The sequence below is a fragment of the Flavobacterium sp. genome (assembly GCF_027531905.1).
Lineage (GTDB): Bacteria > Bacteroidota > Bacteroidia > Flavobacteriales > Flavobacteriaceae > Flavobacterium.
Genome location: NZ_JAPZSU010000012.1, coordinates 14,541 through 35,190 on the forward strand (window position 1 = coordinate 14,541; position 20,650 = coordinate 35,190).

Consider the following 20,650-nt stretch of genomic DNA (forward strand, 5'->3'; position numbering starts at 1 on the left):
ATCTTAATAGGGTTACTTAATTTGTGATGCTTTTTTTACGAAGGAAACGGTACTATCAACTACCTCTTTATCTCCCAGGATTTTGCGATGCCCAAGATTATGGGTCAAAAATAATGTTCCTTTTTGGCAGTGCTCATGTATATGAATGCCTGCTGAAACAGGAACTTCGGTATCATTGTAGTCATGAATGACCAAGATTGGAATAGTAATTTCGGCCGCAGCTTTATAAGCAGAAAAATCATCCATAGTAATGTTGTGTTTTTTTTCAAAATACGCTCTGAGATGATTACCAATCTTTGGATCAACTTTTAATTTCAATACAAAATCATCAACAATATCTTGAACCACATCGCCGCTTCCAATAACGGTTGCATTTTTTACGTTTAAGCCTCTTTTAATAGCATTAAGGGTGGACATTCCGCCTAGAGAATGACCAATTATGGCTTCAAAGGGACCAAACTGTTTGTCTATTTCTAAAATAGATTCGATAAAATCCGTCATTACGCTGGTTGAACCAGGTGATTTTCCATGGGCAGGCGCATCAAAACTAATGGTCGAATAGCCATTTTTTAGTAATTCTTCAGCAATCTTAAATAATTGTGTCCCTCTGCCAGACCATCCATGTACTAAAAGTATTTTTAGATTGGATTCTCCAAAATGATAGGTCATTATTTTTTTGTCAATTGCTTTGATATCAAGGATTTGTTTAGCACATTTTGAGTCCATATCATATTCCCTTTTCGGGGTCTTGTGTTTGATAGGAGTCACGAAAAGTTTTGCAGCAAAACGAGTAACTAATTTTGTCGAAATAAAAGCGAATAGTTTAGCAGTTAGTATGATTATTTTTGGAATTCGCAAATTTTTTGCTGCATTAGTCTTTCTTTTAGGCATTTTACTAATTTTTTTTTAAAAGTTGTAGTGACGTTCTTTTTTACTAAATTTAAGAAACATAAAAGTACTATAAAATCTGATTTTTAAACCAATATTTTGAGTATTGTGAGAATTTTTAGTGATTATTTTAAGTTTTATGTGAGAGTATAAGTTGTAATAAAAAAAAGTAGGGTTTAATATTATTAACTAAAAAAAAAATGAAGCAACAAAAAAAGAATATTATTGCAATTATTTTAGGTGGAGGGCAAGGTTCTAGACTGTATCCACTGACTGAGTTTCGATCTAAACCAGCAGTACCTATCGGAGGTAAATATCGATTAGTAGATATCCCTATTTCAAATTGTATGAATTCGGATATTTTTAGAATGTTTGTTTTAACGCAATTCAATTCTAAATCCTTGAATGCTCATATCAAAAACACTTATAATTTTAGCATTTTTAGTCATGCTTTTGTAGACATTTTAGCTGCAGAACAAACACCTGATAACCCTACATGGTTTCAAGGAACTTCGGATGCTGTTCGACAATGTATGCCTCACTTTTTGAATCATGATTTTGAGTATGCTTTGATTTTGTCAGGTGATCAATTGTATCAAATGGATTTTAATGAAATGTTGGAAGCGCATATTGCCAATGATGCCGATATTTCTATAGCTACACTCCCCGTAAACGCTAAAGACGCACCAGAATTTGGAATTTTAAAAACAAATGATGCTAGTTTTATTGAGGCGTTTATCGAGAAACCAGCCGCCGAGCTTTTGCCTGATTGGGAATCGGATGTGAGTGATGAAATGAAACAACAAGGCAAGCATTATTTGGCTTCAATGGGGATTTATATTTTTAATAAAAAATTATTGGTGGAGTTAATGAAAAATCCTGACACTAAGGATTTTGGTAAAGAAATTATCCCTCAGGCGGTTGGGAAGCAAAAAATACTCAGCTATCAATATGAAGGATATTGGACTGATATTGGAAATATTGAATCTTTTTTTGATGCTAATATTGGTTTGACGAATGATGTTCCAGATTTTAATTTATTCGATAATGATAACAAAATCTACACCAGACCCCGATTATTACCTCCTTCAAAGTTTAAAAGTACGCAAGTGGATCATTCTTTGATATCCGAAGGCTGTATTATTAATGCCAAAGGCATCATAAAATCGGTAATCGGTAACCGATCTCGAATTGGTGAAGGAACCGTAATTGAAAACTCTTATATTATGGGTAATGATTTTTATCAAAGTCTTTGTGACATGCAAGATGATATTGAAAATGAAAATCAACTAATTGGAATTGGAGAACGCTGCTATATCAATCATGCCCTGGTTGACAAGAATTGCAGAATAGGCAATGACGTTTATATCAATGGAGGTAAACACCTTGTAAATAGATCCGAGGAATTGTATTGTATCAAAGACGGTATTGTAGTGATTAAAAAAGGGAAAACTTTACCTGATAATTTTAGAATAGAATAGATTATTACGCTAAATGATTTACAAGATAATGAATATACTATCAATTTCTAGGGTTTAGAAAGTGATTTAATTTTTTTAATATTATGCAAAAGCAAACTCGAATTGTTATCGAAAATGTGATGCCTCAATTAGATGCAGGCGCTCATTTTATAAAAAGAATAGTAGGACAAACGGTCGCTCTTACAGCAGATGTCTTTGGCGACGGACATGATGTAATTGAATGTTGTATTAAATTCAAACATGAATCCGAGAAACAATGGCAAGAAGTACGAATGTGGCCTAGTTATAATGATGAATGGGAGGGAAGTTTTAAAGTAGAACAACAAGGTTTTTACAGCTATTTTGTAGAAGGTTGGGTGGATTATGCACTGAATTGGCAACACGGAACCGAGCGTAAAATTCAAGACCATCAGTATGTAAAATCAGAATTATTAGAAGGAGCGGAGTACATAGAAGCCATTGTGAAGAAGGTCGATGCTTCTGAGAAGGAATATCTCAAAAAATTGATGCATCTTTTCAAATCCGAAGCGGATTACGATGAAGCAGTAAAAGAGGCTACTTCCTATGAACTAAAAAGTATTTTTAAAAAATATCCCGTTCGTTATATCGAAAATAAATCGTTGGAATTAAAGGTTTATGTGGATAGAAAAAAAGCCTTGTTTAGTACTTGGTACGAATTTTTTCCAAGATCTTCATCCGAAGAGCAAGGAAAACACGGTACTTTTAAAGACTGCGAAAGACTATTGCCTAGAGTAGCAGCCATGGGTTTTGATACCTTGTATTTTCCGCCCATTCATCCCATTGGAGAAATCAATCGAAAAGGAAAAAACAACGCGACTAATGCACAAGAGGGCGATGTTGGTTCTCCATGGGGAATTGGTTCTCAATATGGTGGACATAAATCGACCCATCCCGAGTTAGGTTCTATAGAAGATTTTAAATCTTTGGTCAAAAAAGCGCACGATTTAGGTATTGAGGTGGCAATGGATTATGCTTTGCAAGCGGCTCCCGATCATCCTTATGTTAAAGATTTTCCTCAATGGTTTAAGTGGAGACCTGATGGTACCGTGCAATATGCTGAAAATCCACCCAAGAAATACCAAGACATTCAACCTATATATTTTGAAAGCAAAGATTGGAAAAACCTATGGAAAGAGCTGTTGGATGTGGCCTTGTTTTGGATTGAAGAATGTAATATCAAAGTCTATCGTGTAGATAATCCGCATACCAAACCATTTTATTTTTGGGGATGGTTGATTGGTGAAATCAAGAAAAAACATCCTGATGTATTGTTTTTAGCCGAAGCTTTTACCCGTCCCAAAATAATGAATGAGTTGGCCAAACAAGGATTTAGCCAATCGTATACTTATTTTACTTGGAGAAATACCAAAGCCGAGTTAATAGAGTATGTTACGGAGCTAACGCAGTCTTCTCAAAAAGAGTTTTATAGACCTAACTTTTGGCCTAATACGCCAGATATAAATCCTTTTGCCTTGCAAGGAGGTAATGAATCGATTCATTTACAAAAGTACTTTTTGGCGGCTACTTTAAGTTCTAATGTGGGGATTTACGGACCTGTTTTTGAATATAGGATTAGTGCTCCAATGGCTCCAGGAAAAGAAGAGTATTTAGATTCTGAAAAATACGAGTTTGTAAAGTGGGATTGGAGTATTCAAAACAATTTGATCCGAAGAATAACCCAAATTAATGCAATTAGAAAAGAACAAAATTCGTTGCAACAAACCAATAACATTGTTTTTTGTGAGACCAATAACGATCAAGTTATTGCTTACTATAAATATGATGATAACAAACAAAATGAAACCTTAATGGTGGTTAGTTTAAACGATCAGCAGGTGGTTCAGGCGATGGTGCGATTGCCTTATCCGCAGTTTGGAAATCAGCCCATTCGCGTACACGATTTAATTACAGATGCCACTTACAATTGGGAAAACGAATGGAATTTTATAGAATTAGGGCCTAACGTACCTTTTCATTTATTTAAAATAATCAAGTAATGGTTGATAAAATTAACGAAGACGAATTCCAAAATCCGTTTGTTTTCAATATTGAATGGAAAAATGCTTTTGCTGAAGAAACTTTTGTAAAAATATTTTCTTCGGATATACTCGAAAATTACATTATCAATAAGCGATGGTATGGCGGAAAAGCCAGTACGCTAAAGTATATTGAAATTGTAGAATCGTTTCAAATTTCCTCAAAAAAACACACTTATTATGGGGTTTTGTTTGAAGTTAATTTTAAAGAAGCTTTCTACCAACATTATTTTATGCCTATTTCATTCATGTCTGAAGTCGATTTAGAAACCAATACGGTAATCGCTCCAGTAATAATGAATGGCGTTCAAGGCTATTTGGTCGATGCCCTTCATCAGGAAGATTTTCGTAAATTATTGTTTGATAACATCGTTCATCCCAACGCGAAAGTTAATGAAAAATTGAGTTTTCATTGTGGTTCCAAATTAACACAAAAGACCTATCAAAGCTCGAAATTCATGGGTGTGGAGCAAAGCAATACGTCTATAATTTACAATGATACCTTGGTTTTAAAGATTTTTAGAAGGATTTATATCAATATGAATCCAGATTATGAGATAAGCCGTTTTTTGACGGAGCGCATGCATTTTGAAAATTCACCAGCCTACACAGGAAGTATCAGCGTTATTTTGACTGAAGGAAATATCACCTTGGGATTAATGCAAGAGCTAGTTCCGAATCAAGGCGATGCATGGAAATTTATGTTAGAAGAGGTAGACCGCATTTTCGAAAACTTGAGCTATCGCAAAATAAAAATTGACAAATTACCAGACGTTGAATTGTTCTCGAGATTACGATTGAATGATATTCCACACGAAATTATCGATTGGGCAGGGTTGAAGATTTTTTTACGCATCAGAACCTTAGCGACGCGAACTGCCGAAATGCACATTGCCTTAGGGAGCGATATTCATGAAACCGCTTTTACGCCAATTACTTACAATGGAGATTATTCGGTTTGGTTAAAGAACCGATTGACGTATCAATTTCAAAACCGATTGAATATTCTAGAAAATAACTTGCACAAACTGGATGGCTTGGCTCTGGAATTGGCCAATCAGTTTTTAGATCAAAAAAAGAACATTCGTAAAGTTTTCTTAGATTTTGATTGGACCAAAATGAAATCTGAGCGTATTCGAATACACGGTGATTATCATCTTGGTCAAGTATTAGTTAACGGAGAAGATTTTTTCATTCTAGATTTCGAAGGAGAACCAGAAAGCACCATTCGCGATCGAAAAGTAAAACAGCCCCCATTGAAAGATGTTGCTGGAATATTTCGTTCCTTTCATTATGCCATCTATGCGACCATTTTCAATAATAAAGACAAGTACAATTATGAGCAATCTGAATTGTTTATAGCGGGAGAGTTGTTGTACAAATACTTTGTTGGAATATTTTTGCAAACCTACACTGAAGTAGCTCAGGCAGGTAATCTTAATATTGGTTACAAAAATGAAATTGACTTTTTACTCAAATATTGTTTGCTAGAAAAAGCAGTTTATGAATTAGGGTATGAGTTGAATTCAAGACCTCGTTGGTCTGTAATTCCACTGACAGGAATTGCGAGTATAATGAATTTTAAAACAAAATAACTTACAGTACTGAGCAATCAGTTTAAAAAATAAAAAATGAATAAAGTACAAGTACATTCTCTTTTCACTGAATTTGATATCGATTTATTTAAAGCTGGGAAGCATTTTCGTCTCTATGAAAAATTAGGCGCACATCCAATTGAAGTGGATGGCGTGAAAGGAGTATATTTTGCCGTTTGGGCACCCTCTGCGCAGTCCGTTTCTGTGGTTGGAGATTTTAATTATTGGATAGCAGGCAATCATGAGTTGTATGTGCGTTGGGATGCTTCGGGTATTTGGGAAGGTTTTATTCCAAATATCACTAAAGGCACAACTTATAAATATAAAATTCAGTCATCCAACACCGGAATAGTTACTGAGAAAGCGGATCCTTTTGCTTTTTATTGCGAAAAACCGCCACACACCGCCTCTGTAATTTGGGATTTGGATTATAAATGGGAGGATGACAAATGGATGAAGTCTCGAAAAGAGCATAATGCGCTAGATAAACCCTACTCAGTTTATGAAGTACATCTGGGATCTTGGAAACGCCATGCTGAGGACAATAGTTTCTTAAGTTATACTGAAATGGCCGAAGACCTTGTGGGGTATGTCAAAGAAACAGGATTTACACACGTAGAGTTTATGCCTGTAATGGAATATCCCTACGATCCTTCTTGGGGGTATCAGTTGGTCGGGTATTTTGCACCAACTTCTCGTTTTGGAACCCCTCAAGAGTTTATGTATCTCGTAGATCGTTTGCACGATGCAGGAATTGGGGTGATTTTGGATTGGGTTCCGTCACATTTTCCTGATGATGCGCACGGACTAGGATTTTTTGATGGCTCTAACTTGTTTGAACATCCTGACCGCAGAAAAGGTTATCATCCCGATTGGACAAGTTTGGTTTTCAATTATGGTCGTAACGAGGTGCGTTCTTTCTTGATAAGTAATGCTTTGTTTTGGTTGCACCATTATCATGTGGATGGACTGCGAGTTGATGCTGTTGCCTCAATGTTGTATTTAGATTATTCCAGAGAAGATGGGGAATGGGAACCAAACATTTTTGGTGGACGCGAAAACCTAGACACGATAAGTTTCCTTAAAGATTTTAACGAAGCGGTTTATGCGAATTACGAAGGCGTACAAACCATAGCCGAGGAAAGCACCTCATTTCCTATGGTTTCTCGACCAACTTATGCTGGTGGATTAGGCTTTGGAATGAAATGGATGATGGGTTGGATGCACGATACCTTGCATTATTTTCAAAAAGAAACGGTTTATAGAAAATACCATCAAAATGAGTTGACTTTTTCTATGACGTATGCTTTTTCAGAGAATTTTATGTTGCCACTTTCTCACGATGAAGTGGTGTATGGAAAACATTCCATCGCAGGAAGAATGCCAGGCGATGAATGGCAAAAGTATGCAAATCTAAGGTTGTTATACGGGTACATGTTCACACATCCAGGAACAAAACTGTTGTTTATGGGTAGCGAATTTGGGCAAAGCGCTGAGTGGAATTTTGAAGCGAGTCTCGATTGGCATTTGCTACAATATCCTTTTCATCAAGGAATCAAAGCCGTGATTACTGCCTTGAATTCTTTGTATAAGTCTGAGCCTGCCTTGTACGAAAAGCAATTTAGTCCCGATGGATTCGAATGGATTAACTATTCTGACCACGACAACGCTGTAATGACTTATACCCGAAAAGGGAATGATGCAAAGAACGATTTGATTGTAATTTGCAATTTCACCCCAGTAGTTCGAGAAAACTATCGCATTGGGATACCTAGAAAAGGAGAATTAACCGAAATATTCAACAGCGATGCCAAGTCATTTGGCGGTAGTGGCGTGCAACAAAGCGGAAAATTAAAAGTCGAAGCCACGCCTTATGACGGCAGAGATTATTCCATTGCCCTAACGTTACCTCCTTTGGCGATTTCCGTGTTCAAATTGAAATAGCCTTGTGCATTCAAAATAAAATTGTTTATAAGACAGAAGTTTTGTAAACGATTTTTTATTTGGGCGTGCCCTCCTCTAGCCAGAAAAAGGCTAGAGGAGGTCGTGCTGTACGTTCCCGCTTCCCGATAGAAAAAATCGGGAGAGCTCCACTGCCATCACTCACGCAAGCGTTTTCATAAGTACTATTCTGGAATCAAAGAAATTTTGCTTTCAATTCAGGAGTAGGCATCCAGCAATGTTCTTTTTGACCGTACCATTTGTACCTATTTTTGGCGACATAATCGTAAAGGGAATTCAAAAGGGGAGCAGGAAGGATTTTAAAAACAATAGCCAAACTAAAAATTCCGCCAAGCTCCTTTGCAATGTCCAAAACCGCCTCCGATTTATAAGAATACGAAATCCCAGGCGAATAAAAAACAAGACTGTCTATTTTGCGAGTATCAATCCCAATATGTTTTTGTATGGCTATACCCATTTCACTTTGCAAAGCCACATATCGGAACACGTCTTTTTTATCATGCTTTATAATGGTTTGCACCGCAGTATTACACAAATTACAAACACCATCAAAAAGAATGATTTTCTTATGTTCAGGAAGTGATAAGGAATGTTGCATTTGTTTATTGGTCTTGATTTAGGTTTGAGAATAGGTGTAATTACCGCAAATCCGCAAATTAATTTGAGGCTTATGCAATAAAAATTTGCGAATTTGCGGTCATTTTTTTTATTTCTTAACCGCTTCAACTAATTCCAATTCGTCTAAACTTACTTTCGAAGTAAAAATACCATAATTAACAGTAGCTTTATTTTTCTCAATACTATCAATCGTTCCCACCGCTTTTCCATCAGCCATGCGCACTCTATCGCCTAATTTTAGAATAGGTTTTGGTTTTTCAACAATGGGTTTCAGTTTCTTTTCTTTTTTTATAGTTCTGATTTCCTCGACCTTAACTTCAACCTCTTTGATAATCTCTTTTTTCTTCTCTATGATGACTTTGGCTTCTTTGGCTGAAATCTTTTTACGCTTGGAGTTTTCTATTTCAATAATTTTCAAAAACTCACCAATGAGTTCTTTTTTGTTTTTATTGTTGAAGTATTTCTCCGAAATATCCTCTATTTTTTGACCAATGTAAATCGTTTTTTGGTTACTATCATACAATTCCTGATAGCTTTCCAGTTTTTGCTTGATTTTCACATTGATGTTTTCCATTTTTTTGCTTTCCTCTCTGGCTTTCGATTCTTCTTCTTTTAGTACTTGAGAGGTTTTTTCTAGTTTAGAACGTTCTTTTTGTAACGTGGCAATGGTCTTGTCAAAACGTACTTTTCCGGTTTCGATTTTCTTCTTGGCACGATTGATTAAGCCAAACGGAATACCATTTTTCTGAGCTACTTCAAAAGTAAAAGAACTACCAGCTTGACCCAAAACGAGTTTATACAACGGCTCTAATGTTTTCTCGTTAAAAAGCATATTGGCATTTTGTGCACAAGGCAATTCATTAGCCAAAATCTTTAAATTTGAGTAGTGGGTCGTAATGATTCCAAAAGCTTCACGATGGTAAAATTCTTCCAAGAAAATTTCGGCAAGTGCCCCACCCAAATCTGGGTCAGAACCTGTACCAAATTCATCAATCAAAAACATGGTTTTTCTATTGCACTTTTTTAGAAAATAATTCATGTTTTTTAAGCGATAACTGTAGGTACTCAAATGATTTTCTATGGATTGATTGTCGCCAATATCCGTTAAAATTCGGTCAAACAAAAAGGTTTCACTGCGTTCGTGTACCGGAATCAACATACCCGATTGCAACATTAATTGCAATAAGCCAACGGTCTTTAAGGAAATGGTTTTTCCACCCGCATTGGGTCCAGAAATAACGATGATTCGGTTATCTTGGTTCAGTTCTATAGTTTGTGGATGGGTAACTTCGTTCTTTTGTTTGTTGTTCAAATACAAAATTGGATGGTAAGCATCTCTTAGAAATAACCTTCTTTCTTCACTGATTTGAGGTAAAATAGCATTGATTTTGTTGGCATATTTGGCTTTCGCAGCAATAACATCAATATCACTCAAAAACTCTTGGTATTCGATAAGCAAAGGCAAATACGGACGAATAGCGTTTGATAATTGCTTTAAAATTCGGGTGATTTCTTCTTTTTCTTCATATTCTAGATTGCTTAATTCACGCGAATATCTCAAAGTAGCTTCTGGTTCGATGTAAGCAATACTGCCTGTTTTCGAACTTCCTAAAATGGTGCCTTTGACTTTTCTGCGGTACATCGCCAAAACAGCTAAAACTCTACGATTTTGAACAAAACTTTCTTTGATATCATCCAAATATCCCAAGCCATTATATTGAGATAAGGCCACACCGAAACTTTGGTTTACCTTACCACGAACCACGTTCATATTTCTTCGAATGTTGAGTAAATCTGGAGAAGCATTGTCTTTGATTTCGCCATATTTGTCTACGACTTCATCAATTAGCGTAATGATATTTTTGGTGTATTCTACTCTAGCGGCTCTAGCATTCAAATTAGGATAATAGTCTTCGAATTTTTTTAGGAAATTCAATAAGAAATTACTTGTGCTGGAGAGCGTAGCAATTTTTCTAAAACTTCCTACTTCAAGAAAGCTGTCTTCAATTCCAAGAAATTTGATTTCATGAGTAATGGCGTCAAATCCGTGATTCGGAATGGCATTGTTATTTTGAAAAGAAGAAACATACTCTGAAGTTTGTAACAAAGCTTCCATCAACGTTTCTTTCTCTCTGAAAGGCGTTATTTTTAATGCTTTCTCTTTGCCAATATCGGTATTGCAAATATCCGATAGGGTTTCGAGTACAGTGGGGAATTGTAAATCTTGTAATGTTTTTTCGGTGATAGCAATCATTGAATTTTGTATTGTGAAAAGGACAAAGTTACAAACTTGTTAAGTTGTATTAATCTAAAACAATTAATATTTATATTTGTTACGAATCAAACCCGTTATAGATTTTATCAGAAATGAATAAAGACGAAATTATAAAAACTTTAAAAGCCGATAAACAGTATCTGACTGAGAATTTTGGAGTAGCATCTATCGCTTTATTTGGTTCTTATGCTAAAGGGCTGGAAAATAAGTATAGTGATATTGATTTTATGGTAGAATTTTCTGAACCTTCTTATAGTTTATTGATGGGATTGTATGCTTATTTGGAGCATAAATTACAATCTAAAATTGAAATAATAAGAAAGGGACCTCATTTGTCTGAGCGATTCATAAATAGTATACAAAATGATTTAATTTATGTTTAATGAAGTGTATCAGTATTCTTTAGAAACTATTTTAGAGCATATTAAAGTTTGTAATAAGAGATTTTCAGAAATAAAGGAGCCTTCAGACTTTATTTCGACTGAGTATGGTCAGATTTTGTTAGATGCCATAGTTACTAGGTTCCAAGCAGTAGGCGAAAATTTGAAGAATATATTTAGAAAGCACACTATTTTAGAGGAAAAGTATCCCGAAATAGAATGGAATAAAATAATTAGATTCAGAGATTTTATTTCACACCATTATGAAATGCTAGATTATGAAATTGTTTTTGAAATAGGTAAAAATTATTTGCCAAAGCTTCAATCTGTAATCGAAGAAGAATTAAAAAGATGTAGTAATGTATAATAAGCTTACTCCTTCTTGGCAAACTTTTTTATCCGAAGAACTTGAAAAAGATTATTTCTTGAATTTAATGCAAGCTGTTACTGAAGAATATCAAAATCATACCTGTTTTCCGCCCAAAGAATTGATTTTTTCAGCTTTTAATCATTGTACATTAGAAGAAGTAAAAGTAGTTATCATTGGTCAAGACCCTTATCATGGAGAAGGTGAGGCTAATGGTTTGAGCTTTTCGGTGAATGATGGTGTTAAAATTCCACCATCTTTGCGCAATATTTATAGAGAATTAACAGAGGATTTAGGTGCTATTTTTATGCCAACTTCGGGAAATTTAGAAGCGTGGGCAAAGCAAGGGGTTTTGTTGTTGAATGCTACTTTGAGTGTTCGAAAAGACAGTCCCAATAGCCACAAACATTTGGCTTGGAGTCAGTTTACAGATGCCGTTATCGAAAAATTAGCTTCTGAAAAACAAGAGCTTGTTTTTTTACTTTGGGGAAGTTTTGCACAAAAAAAAGGCAACAAAATCAACAGAAACCAACATTTGGTTTTACAATCGGGTCATCCATCGCCTATGAGTGCTAATCAAGGAAAATGGTTTGGAAATAAACATTTTTCACAAACCAATGCCTATTTAACTTCTAAGGGGTTGCAACCTATTGATTGGTTGTAATTATCTCTTGATAATATCTCTTAAAACTGCTTTGTCTGAGTAATTAATTACTTCTACACTGATTTCTTGATTTTTTGCTGTTTTTCCGTAAATGGTGTAGAGCTTTCCTTTTTCTACGCTAATATTACTTTTGTCAAAATCTACATCGCCAAATTTTAAGGTGTTTTTAATATCTGCGGTGTCGACCCATTTTTCGTTTAGAATTTGAGAAGCTTTAGCTGAATAAACAAAAGGCTTATTTCTTAAATCGTTCAACACACGAGCGTTTGGAAAATAATTACAGCGGGTGTCTTTGCCAGAAAATATAGCGGCTACCACAAATAATCCCATCAATAAACCAATCAAATAATAAGCGAAACGATATGTAAACTTCATGAAGTATTTTTTTTGCAAAGGTAATCGAAACTTAGCTTAAAAAACAAGTAAATTAATATCGCTGTCTTGAATATCAAACCATTCTCCTATTGCTTTGTTAGTAAGGATACCGTGGTACAAATACACTCCGTTTTTAAGTCCTTTGTTGCAACGTATAGCACTTTCTAAACCACCATCTTCGGCAATTTGAAGTAGATATGGCGTGATGATGTTACTAATAGATAGAGAAGCTGTTTTAGAATAACGAGAGGGTATATTGGGAACGCAATAATGCAAAACATTACTCTTGATAAAGGTGGGTTTCTCGTGAGTAGTTACCTCGGAGGTTTCGAAACACCCTCCTGTATCAATGCTTACATCTACGATGACTGCGCCTTTTTTCATGTTTTCCACCATGGTTTCTGTTACTACAATTGGGCAGCGTTCTTTGCCCCTCATAGCTCCAATGGCTACGTCACATCTTCTTAAGGCTTTTAATAAAGCTTTGGGCTGAATGGTAGAAGTGAAGATGCGTTGGTTCAAATGATTTTGTAAGCGTCTTAATTTGGTAATCGAATTATCAAAAACTTTTACATTAGCACCAAGTCCAATGGCTGTTTTAGCTGCAAATTCTCCTACGGTTCCTGCGCCAAGAATAACAACTTCAGTCGGAGGGACTCCTGTAATATTGCCAAATAATAAGCCTTTACCAAACTCGGTGGTAATCATTAATTCGGCAGCAACTAAAATGGAAGCCGTTCCTGCAATTTCGCTCAAAGACTTAACCGCAGGATAAGAACCATCTTCGTCTTTAATATATTCAAAGGCTAAAGCTGTTATTTTTTTTCTTGCTAAAGCTTCAAAATATGCTTTTTGTCTGGTTTTTAATTGAATGGCAGAAAGGACGATTGCTTTATTGTTGAGCATTTCTATTTCTGCTAGAGTAGGTGGTTCTACTTTTAAAATCATGGGACAACTAAAAACCTTTGCGGTATCTTTAGTTACTTCGGCACCTGCATCACTATATTCTTTGTCAGTGTAGCTTGAACTTTCTCCTGCCCCTGATTCAATCATTACGCGATGTCCTTGAATTGTGAGCGAATTAACAGCATCTGGAGTTAAGCAAATTCGTTTTTCTTGAAAGCTTGTTTCTTTAGGAATCCCAATGAAAAGTTCACTTTTATGTCTGGCTACTTCCAATTTTTCTTCTTGAGGTAGTAATTGTTGTTTGGTAAATGGGCTAATCGACATAATTGTTTAAAAATTTAAGCGTACAATTTACAAAAAGTATTTGTTTTTTTTGATGTAGAAAGGAGGAACTCATAATGGTTTAAGGCAGAAGTAGTTCCATCTTGATATCGGCTCTTTCGTACACCCCAGATTCTACAGGGATTTCTTTAAAACCAAAAGATTCATACAGGTGTAGTGCTGGTTTTAATTGCCTACTGGAATATAAAATTAGTTTTTGAATCCCCATTTTTTTGGCTTCTTCTATACAAAAGGCAATTAGTTGTCTTCCGATGCCTAATCCTTGCACATTTTCAGTAATTGCCATTTTTGATAATTCAAAAGTAGTTGCGTTCATTTTTATTAAGGATACGGTTCCTATAATTTCTTTGTCATAGCGAGCATAATATATTTTGCCGCCTTTATTAATGATTTCCTCGACAGGGTTGCTTAGTACCAATTCGTCTTTGGGTTCTACCTTGAAGTATTTTTGTAACCATTCTAAATTTAATGTTTTAATGGCTTCTTTATGTTCAATAGAGAAAGGAATGATTTCAACTGTGGCATTTGGATTTTTCATATATGTAAAAGTTATTTGTTAGCGGCCATATATGGTATCGGCTCTTGTTTATAGGTGTTTGTTTGCAACAAACCTGTTATTAATGGCGATTTCATAGCAAGAAATAGTTGTTATGTTAAAACTAGTGTTCTATTGCCATCAGGTAATATTTCTATGGTAATGATTGAATGTTCTTCTGGAATAAGAGTAGCAATTTTTTCAGCCCATTCTATAAAACACCAATGTCCCGAATATAAGTATTCATCAATTCCCATATCCAAAGCTTCGATTTCTGATTTTAATCGATAACAATCAAAATGATAAATGTATTGATTGTTAGTAGTATAGTATTCATTAACTAAAGAAAAGGTTGGGCTGCTTGTGGGTTCGTTAACTCCTAAATGCTTGCATAATTTTTTTATTAAGGTGGTTTTTCCTGCGCCCATTTCGCCATTGAATAATAGTACTTTATTTGGGTTTTGTTCTAGTATTTGTTGAGCAACCTGATCTAGCTGTTCTATTGAAAATGTTATTGTCATTCTTATAAAAGTTTATCGGCTATTCTTAATAATTTTTAGCTTGTTTTTTACCTTCAATGATTTAATGTAAACTATTACATACGAATTACTTTGGATGGAATACCAAAAAGGGAATAATCATTTCTTCTAATGAAATTCCACCATGTTGATAAGTGTTTTTGTAGTAACTTACGTAATGGTTGTAGTTATTGACATAGGCCAGAAACAAATCATTTTTTGCAAAAATATACGAACTGGTCATATTTATGGTAGGTAAACCGATTTCTTTTGGTTCTTTTACGGCATACACATCTTTTTGCTCATAGGTCAAACTTCTGCCCGTTTTGTATCTTAAATTCAAACTTGTGTTTTTATCGCCCACTACTTTAGATGGGTTTTTGACATTAATAGTTCCATGGTCTGTCGTCAAAATCAATTTGAAACCTAATTTTTGCGCTTGTTGAATGATTTCGAGCAAAGGAGAATTTTTGAACCAACTTAAGGTTAATGAGCGATAAGCCTTATCATCTGCGGCTAATTCTTTGACCACATCCATTTCGGTTTTGGCATGAGAAAGCATATCTACAAAGTTGTAGACAATCGTAACTAAGTCGTTATTTTTTAAGGCTTTAAAATTTTCGACTAATTTTTTCCCTCCTGCTAAATTGGTGATTTTGAAATAATCTTCTTTAATCGTTATGCCTAATCGTTTCAATTGAGCGGTTAAGAATTCAGCTTCATAGAGATTTTTGCCGCCTTCTTCGGGATCATTTTTCCAGTATTTTGGAAATTTTTTCTCCATGTCAAGCGGAGTTAATCCTGAAAAAATAGCATTTCGGGCATATTGCGTAGCTGTGGGCAGAATCGAATAATAAGGGACTTCTTTTTCAAGTTTGTAATAGTTGGCGACTACATTTTCAAAAGCTTTCCATTGGTCGTACCTTAAATTATCAATCACAACAAAAAGTACGGGTTTGTCTTTCTTTAGGATTTCTGGGACAACCAATTCTTTGAATAAGGTATGGGATTGAATGGGTTTGTCGCTTTTAGGAGCAAACCAATCTTCGTAATTGCGTTCTATGAATTTACCAAACTGAGAATTCGCTTCTACTTTTTGCGATTCAAGAATTTCGATCATGCTTTGGTCATCGATATTTTCTAATTCTAATTCCCAAAAAATCAATTTTTTATAAAGTTCAATCCAATCTTCATAAGTGTTGACCATAGCCATCTCTAAGGTGATTTTTCTGAATTCCTTTTGATAATCCAAGGTTGTTTTTTGAGAAATTAATCGAGAATGATCTAAGTTCTTTTTTAGACTTAGAAGAATTTGATTAGGATTGACGGGTTTGATTAAATAATCGGCTATTTTTGAACCAATAGCTTCTTCCATGATGTATTCTTCCTCACTTTTGGTAATCATAATCATGGGGATGGCCGATTTTTTTTCTTTCATTTCTGAAAGGGTTTCTAATCCGCTCATTCCTGGCATGTTTTCGTCCAAAAACACTATGTCGAAATTATTTTCTTCAAAAATAGCGATTGCGTCAAGTCCATTATTACAAGTGGTTATGCTATAATTTTTCTTTTCTAAGAAAAGAATATGAGGTTTGAGCAAGTCGATTTCATCATCTACCCAAAGTATTTTTATTGTATCCATATTTGGTGGTCAAGCATTCAAAATTAGTAAAACATTTAGCCAAATTAATTAAATATATTAGGCTTTGATGTGGTATTGTGATTTTTTTAGCTATTTATATGGTTTTTAACTATCGAAATAGCAACTTTTGTATTGGTTTACAGCGTGCTCGGAACGATTTACTTTCTCGAAGTAAAGGGCGTAACATCTAAATTGCTTATATTTGTCGTCCTAAAAAAAATAACAAGAAGTGAGTCAAATCAACAAACTTAAAATATTTAATGATCCCATTTATGGTTTTATTACCGTCCCCAATGCGCTTATTTACGATTTAATTCAACATCCATATTTTCAACGCCTCCGCCGGATTTCTCAAATGGGTTTGTCTTATTTGGTATATCCTGGCGCTAATCATACGCGTTTTCATCACGCATTAGGATGTATGCATATTATGCAAAAAGCCGTTGAATCGCTTCGTTTTAAAGGCGTTTCAATCTCGGTTGAGGAGGAAAATGCATTGTATATTGCCATTTTGTTGCACGATATTGGTCATGGTCCTTTTTCTCATGCCATGGAAAGTAGTATTGTAGAAGATGTGCACCATGAAGCAATTTCTTTGTTGTTTATGCAACAATTAAATAAGGAATTTGAGGGTAAATTAAGTTTAGCAATTCAAGTTTTTAAAGGCGAATACCATCGCAAATTTATGTTGCAATTGATTTCGAGTCAGTTGGATATGGATCGAATGGATTATTTAAAAAGAGATAGTTTTTACTCGGGCGTGTCTGAGGGAAATGTTAATTCTGAGCGAATTATACAGATGATGAATGTGGTGGATGATGTTTTGGTAATCGAAGAAAAAGGAATTTATTCGGTAGAAAAATTTTTAATGTCTCGTCGCTTAATGTATTGGCAAGTGTATCTTCATAAAACGAGTTTGGTTGCCGAATCTATTTTGACCAAAATACTAAAACGAGCAAAAGAACTTACATTAAAAGGAGAGGAGTTGAAAGCCAGTTCGCCTTTATCCTTTTTTATGCATCACAAGGTAACAATGGAGACTTTTGATGCAGAAACTTTGAATTTGTTTTCCAAATTAGATGATTTTGACATTATTAGTGCCTTAAAATCTTGGCAAGATCACCCCGATTTTGTTCTCTCATCCTTGAGTAAAATGATTATTAATCGTGATTTGTTGAAAATAAAACTAAGCAGTGAAAAAATTTCTTCAGAAGATTTATTGCCATTAAAGGAAAGAGTTGTTTCAGAATATGGGATTTCTTTAACAGAAGCGAATTATTTTATTTTTAGAGGAAAAATCAAAAATCAGGCGTACAGTAAAGAAGCAGAGCCTATTAGGATTTTGAAAAAAGATAAAACCATAGAGGATATTGTTGACGCCTCAGATCAATTGAATTTTAAATCAGTATCTAAGTTTGTAACGAAGTATTACATCTGTTTTCCAAAACAACTGTTGTAATTTATAACAATTAAAACCTATTTTTTATATTTTTGTCGCGATGAAACGAACGAGTAAGTTATTTTTGAAAATAAACAATACATTCTCTAGTGAGTTACATCTTATTCCAATGAATAATACAATCCAATAAGATGAAATTTACAGCAGAACAAATAGCAGGTATTTTAGAAGGTGAAGTAGTGGGTAATCCAAGTGCTTCAGTATCTAGATTATCAAAAATTGAAGAAGGTACAGAAGGCTCCTTGACTTTTCTGTCCAATCCGAAGTACTTGAATTATATATATTCTACTCAGGCCTCCATTACTATTGTTAATGACACTTTTGAGCCTGAATCTCCAATAACCACCACCTTGATTAAAGTAAAAGATGCGTATGCTTCTTTCACTAAGCTTTTAGAATTTTACAATGAAGTCAAAAGAAATAAATCTGGCATAGAACAACCTTCCGTTATTTCTGATGCTGTAAAATATGGAGCTAATTTGTATTTAGGAAGTTTTAGTTACATTGGTCAAAATGTAGTTATAGGCGATAACGTCAAAATTTACCCCAATTGTTTTATTGGTGATAATGTTGTCATTGGTAATAATGTTACTATTTTTGCCGGCGTTAATATTTACTCAGAGACCGTGATTGGAAATGATTGCGTCATTCATTCTGGGGTGGTTTTAGGATCGGATGGATTTGGGTTTGTACCAAAACCAGATGGTACTTTTGATAAAATTCCACAAATAGGAAATGTAGTTTTAGAAGACGGAGTAGAAGTTGGCGCAAACACTACTATCGATAGAGCTACATTAGGTTCAACAATCATCAGACGTGGCGTGAAATTAGACAATCAGATACAGATTGCCCACAATGTAGAGATTGGCGAAAACACAGTGATAGCAGCACAAACGGGTATAGCTGGCTCATCAAAAGTAGGTAAGAATGCTATGCTAGGCGGTCAAGTGGGGGTCGTTGGACATTTAACCATTGGTGACAATGTTCGCATTCAAGCACAATCAGGAGTGACCAGAAACATCAAAGATGACGAAACCATTCAAGGTACACCGGCATTTACTTATAACGATTTTAATAAGTCATATATTTATTTTAAAAAGTTGCCACAATTGGTAGCCGAACTAGAAGAATTAAAGAAAATAATAAATCAAAAACATGGAAATAATGGTTAAACAGAAAACCATCAAGACGGAAATATCATTAACTGGTGTTGGATTACATACAGGGAAAGAAGTGACAATGACTTTTAAACCTGCGCCAGTAAATAACGGTTTTACATTTGTAAGAGTTGATTTAGAAGGGCAGCCAATTATTGAAGCTGACGCTAATTATGTTGTAAATACACAAAGAGGAACTAACTTAGAAAAATTAGGAGTTAAAATTCAAACTCCTGAGCATGTTTTGGCAGCTTTAGAAGGTTGCGATTTAGATAACGTTATTATCGAATTGAATGCTTCAGAGTTACCTATTATGGATGGTTCTTCAAAATACTTTGTTGAAGCTATTGAGAAGGTAGGTGTTGAAGAGCAAAATGCTAATCGAAATGTATATGTTGTCAAAGAAATCATCTCATTTGTAGATGAAACTACAGGTAGTGAGATTTTGGTTATGCCTAATGATCATTATTCTGTAACTACAATGGTTGATTTTGGAACAAAAATCCTTGGAACTCAAAATGCAACTTTGAAAAGCATTGCCGATTTCAAAACTGAAATTAGTGATTCGAGAACGTTTAGTTTTTTACATGAGTTAGAATCCCTTTTGGATAATGGATTAATCAAAGGCGGTGACCTTAATAATGCAATTGTATATGTAGATAAAGAAATATCTGCAACTACCATGGAAAATCTTAAAACGGCTTTTGGTAAAGACACCATTTCAGTTACCCCAAACGGAATTTTAGATAACTTGACGTTACATTATCCAAACGAGGCCGCTAGACATAAATTACTTGATGTTGTGGGTGATTTAGCATTAATTGGAACAAAAATCCAAGGTAAAGTTATTGCAAATAAACCGGGACATTTTGTAAACACCCAATTTGCAAAAAAAATGGCAAAATTGATTAAAATTGAACAGCGTAATTATGTTCCTGTTTATGATTTGAATCAAGAACCTTTGATGGATATTCATAAAATCATGTCGGTTTTACCGCACAGACCTCCATTTTTATTGATAGATCGCATCATTGAAATGTCGGATACTCATGTTGTAGGAATGAAAAATGTCACCATGAATGAAAATTTCTTCGTTGGGCATTTTCCTGATGCACCAGTAATGCCAGGGGTTTTAATTGTAGAAGCTATGGCTCAAACGGGGGGAATTTTAGTATTAAGTACCGTTCCAGATCCAGAAAACTATCTGACTTTCTTTATGAAAATTGATAAAGTTAAGTTCAAGCACAAAGTACTTCCAGGGGATACTTTAATCTTTAAATGTGATTTGATTACACCTATCAGAAGAGGAATTTGTCATATGCAAGCCAATGCTTATGCTAATGGAAAATTAGTAGCAGAAGCAGAATTAATGGCGCAAATTGCTAGAAAACAATAATTTTTTTGTTGAGTTGCTTAATCTTTTTAAGGG

At 34.8% G+C, this 20,650-nt stretch carries 18 protein-coding genes; 10 read left to right on the forward strand and 8 right to left on the reverse strand.

Annotation, left to right across the window (positions count from 1 at the left end; genetic code table 11):
* Nucleotides 1-12: 12 nt before the first annotated feature.
* Nucleotides 13-891: an alpha/beta hydrolase gene (locus O9307_RS03675; protein WP_298295460.1), complete on the reverse strand. Its 879-nt coding sequence runs from the start codon at nt 889-891 to the stop codon at nt 13-15.
* 197 nt (nt 892-1,088) lie between these two features.
* Between O9307_RS03675 and O9307_RS03680 the strand changes: the two genes are divergently transcribed.
* From O9307_RS03680 to glgB, 4 genes are all read left to right on the forward strand, one after another.
* On the forward strand, nt 1,089-2,369 hold the full coding sequence (locus O9307_RS03680; RefSeq protein WP_298295462.1) for a glucose-1-phosphate adenylyltransferase: 1,281 nt from the start codon (nt 1,089-1,091) through the stop codon (nt 2,367-2,369).
* 83 nt (nt 2,370-2,452) lie between these two features.
* A complete protein-coding gene (locus tag O9307_RS03685) occupies nt 2,453-4,387 on the forward strand; it encodes an alpha-1,4-glucan--maltose-1-phosphate maltosyltransferase (RefSeq protein ID WP_298295464.1) in 1,935 nt (644 codons plus the stop codon).
* Complete coding sequence (locus O9307_RS03690; RefSeq protein ID WP_298295466.1) at nt 4,387-6,021, forward strand: trehalose synthase; 1,635 nt, start codon at nt 4,387-4,389, stop codon at nt 6,019-6,021. Before O9307_RS03685 ends, O9307_RS03690 begins: the two co-directional genes overlap by 1 nt.
* Before the next feature lie 36 nt (nt 6,022-6,057).
* Nucleotides 6,058-7,965, forward strand: coding sequence for a 1,4-alpha-glucan branching protein GlgB (glgB, locus tag O9307_RS03695; RefSeq protein ID WP_298295468.1), 1,908 nt, complete (start codon nt 6,058-6,060; stop codon nt 7,963-7,965).
* Between the two features lie 193 nt (nt 7,966-8,158).
* On the opposite strand, the gene O9307_RS03700 is transcribed toward glgB, so the two are convergent.
* Nucleotides 8,159-8,581, reverse strand: coding sequence for a DCC1-like thiol-disulfide oxidoreductase family protein (locus tag O9307_RS03700; RefSeq protein ID WP_298295470.1), 423 nt, complete (start codon nt 8,579-8,581; stop codon nt 8,159-8,161).
* A 108-nt stretch (nt 8,582-8,689) separates the two neighbouring features.
* Nucleotides 8,690-10,855, reverse strand: coding sequence for a DNA mismatch repair protein MutS (locus tag O9307_RS03705; protein WP_298295472.1), 2,166 nt, complete (start codon nt 10,853-10,855; stop codon nt 8,690-8,692).
* A gap of 113 nt (nt 10,856-10,968) precedes the next feature.
* On the opposite strand from O9307_RS03705, the gene O9307_RS03710 reads away from it, so the two are divergent.
* From O9307_RS03710 to ung, 3 genes are read left to right on the forward strand one after another with little or no spacing between them, the layout of a single operon-like run.
* Entirely contained in the window at nt 10,969-11,259 is a 291-nt protein-coding gene (locus O9307_RS03710) for a nucleotidyltransferase domain-containing protein (RefSeq protein ID WP_298295473.1), read from the forward strand.
* The gene (locus tag O9307_RS03715; RefSeq protein WP_298295475.1) at nt 11,252-11,623 is read left to right on the forward strand and encodes a HepT-like ribonuclease domain-containing protein; all 372 of its coding nucleotides are present in this window, start codon (nt 11,252-11,254) and stop codon (nt 11,621-11,623) included. Before O9307_RS03710 ends, O9307_RS03715 begins: the two co-directional genes overlap by 8 nt.
* Nucleotides 11,616-12,287: a uracil-DNA glycosylase gene (gene ung, locus O9307_RS03720; RefSeq protein WP_298295478.1), complete on the forward strand. Its 672-nt coding sequence runs from the start codon at nt 11,616-11,618 to the stop codon at nt 12,285-12,287. The genes O9307_RS03715 and ung overlap by 8 nt, the downstream gene beginning before the upstream one ends.
* Here ung and O9307_RS03725 read toward each other — a convergent pair whose 3' ends face one another.
* The 5 genes from O9307_RS03725 to O9307_RS03745 all read right to left on the reverse strand — a co-directional run bounded on the left by O9307_RS03725 (nt 12,288) and on the right by O9307_RS03745 (nt 16,605).
* The gene (locus O9307_RS03725; RefSeq protein WP_298295480.1) at nt 12,288-12,662 is read right to left on the reverse strand and encodes a DUF4258 domain-containing protein; all 375 of its coding nucleotides are present in this window, start codon (nt 12,660-12,662) and stop codon (nt 12,288-12,290) included. It lies immediately after the preceding gene.
* 36 nt (nt 12,663-12,698) lie between these two features.
* On the reverse strand, nt 12,699-13,892 hold the full coding sequence (locus O9307_RS03730; RefSeq protein ID WP_298295482.1) for an alanine dehydrogenase: 1,194 nt from the start codon (nt 13,890-13,892) through the stop codon (nt 12,699-12,701).
* 79 nt (nt 13,893-13,971) lie between these two features.
* A complete protein-coding gene (locus O9307_RS03735; protein ID WP_298295484.1) occupies nt 13,972-14,448 on the reverse strand; it encodes a GNAT family N-acetyltransferase in 477 nt (158 codons plus the stop codon).
* Between the two features lie 110 nt (nt 14,449-14,558).
* Nucleotides 14,559-14,966 carry a tRNA (adenosine(37)-N6)-threonylcarbamoyltransferase complex ATPase subunit type 1 TsaE gene (gene tsaE, locus O9307_RS03740; protein WP_298295486.1) on the reverse strand — a complete coding sequence of 136 codons (408 nt, stop codon included), beginning with the start codon at nt 14,964-14,966 and terminating at the stop codon, nt 14,559-14,561.
* Nucleotides 14,967-15,051: 85 nt separating this feature from the next.
* The gene (locus O9307_RS03745; RefSeq protein WP_298295488.1) at nt 15,052-16,605 is read right to left on the reverse strand and encodes a bifunctional response regulator/alkaline phosphatase family protein; all 1,554 of its coding nucleotides are present in this window, start codon (nt 16,603-16,605) and stop codon (nt 15,052-15,054) included.
* 229 nt (nt 16,606-16,834) lie between these two features.
* On the opposite strand from O9307_RS03745, the gene O9307_RS03750 reads away from it, so the two are divergent.
* From O9307_RS03750 to O9307_RS03760, 3 genes are all read left to right on the forward strand, one after another.
* On the forward strand, nt 16,835-18,064 hold the full coding sequence (locus tag O9307_RS03750) for an HD domain-containing protein (RefSeq protein WP_298295489.1): 1,230 nt from the start codon (nt 16,835-16,837) through the stop codon (nt 18,062-18,064).
* Between the two features lie 131 nt (nt 18,065-18,195).
* Nucleotides 18,196-19,236, forward strand: coding sequence for a UDP-3-O-(3-hydroxymyristoyl)glucosamine N-acyltransferase (lpxD, locus tag O9307_RS03755; protein ID WP_298295490.1), 1,041 nt, complete (start codon nt 18,196-18,198; stop codon nt 19,234-19,236).
* Entirely contained in the window at nt 19,229-20,617 is a 1,389-nt protein-coding gene (locus O9307_RS03760) for a bifunctional UDP-3-O-[3-hydroxymyristoyl] N-acetylglucosamine deacetylase/3-hydroxyacyl-ACP dehydratase (RefSeq protein ID WP_298295491.1), read from the forward strand. The genes lpxD and O9307_RS03760 overlap by 8 nt, the downstream gene beginning before the upstream one ends.
* Nucleotides 20,618-20,650 lie beyond the last annotated feature (33 nt).

Bases quoted from the DNA above. Each gene is read 5' to 3' on its own strand.
- O9307_RS03685 (WP_298295464.1), top strand. From the start codon at position 2,453: ATGCAAAAGCAAACTCGAATTGTTATCGAAAATGTGATGCCTCAATTA.
- ung (WP_298295478.1), top strand. From the start codon at position 11,616: ATGTATAATAAGCTTACTCCTTCTTGGCAAACTTTTTTATCCGAAGAA.
- O9307_RS03760 (WP_298295491.1), top strand. From the start codon at position 19,229: ATGGTTAAACAGAAAACCATCAAGACGGAAATATCATTAACTGGTGTT.
- O9307_RS03680 (WP_298295462.1), top strand. From the start codon at position 1,089: ATGAAGCAACAAAAAAAGAATATTATTGCAATTATTTTAGGTGGAGGG.
- O9307_RS03675 (WP_298295460.1), bottom strand. From the start codon at position 891: ATGCCTAAAAGAAAGACTAATGCAGCAAAAAATTTGCGAATTCCAAAA.
- O9307_RS03700 (WP_298295470.1), bottom strand. From the start codon at position 8,581: ATGCAACATTCCTTATCACTTCCTGAACATAAGAAAATCATTCTTTTT.
- glgB (WP_298295468.1), top strand. From the start codon at position 6,058: ATGAATAAAGTACAAGTACATTCTCTTTTCACTGAATTTGATATCGAT.
- O9307_RS03705 (WP_298295472.1), bottom strand. From the start codon at position 10,855: ATGATTGCTATCACCGAAAAAACATTACAAGATTTACAATTCCCCACT.
- lpxD (WP_298295490.1), top strand. From the start codon at position 18,196: ATGAAATTTACAGCAGAACAAATAGCAGGTATTTTAGAAGGTGAAGTA.
- O9307_RS03730 (WP_298295482.1), bottom strand. From the start codon at position 13,892: ATGTCGATTAGCCCATTTACCAAACAACAATTACTACCTCAAGAAGAA.
- O9307_RS03735 (WP_298295484.1), bottom strand. From the start codon at position 14,448: ATGAAAAATCCAAATGCCACAGTTGAAATCATTCCTTTCTCTATTGAA.
- O9307_RS03690 (WP_298295466.1), top strand. From the start codon at position 4,387: ATGGTTGATAAAATTAACGAAGACGAATTCCAAAATCCGTTTGTTTTC.
- O9307_RS03725 (WP_298295480.1), bottom strand. From the start codon at position 12,662: ATGAAGTTTACATATCGTTTCGCTTATTATTTGATTGGTTTATTGATG.
- tsaE (WP_298295486.1), bottom strand. From the start codon at position 14,966: ATGACAATAACATTTTCAATAGAACAGCTAGATCAGGTTGCTCAACAA.
- O9307_RS03710 (WP_298295473.1), top strand. From the start codon at position 10,969: ATGAATAAAGACGAAATTATAAAAACTTTAAAAGCCGATAAACAGTAT.
- O9307_RS03745 (WP_298295488.1), bottom strand. From the start codon at position 16,605: ATGGATACAATAAAAATACTTTGGGTAGATGATGAAATCGACTTGCTC.
- O9307_RS03715 (WP_298295475.1), top strand. From the start codon at position 11,252: ATGTTTAATGAAGTGTATCAGTATTCTTTAGAAACTATTTTAGAGCAT.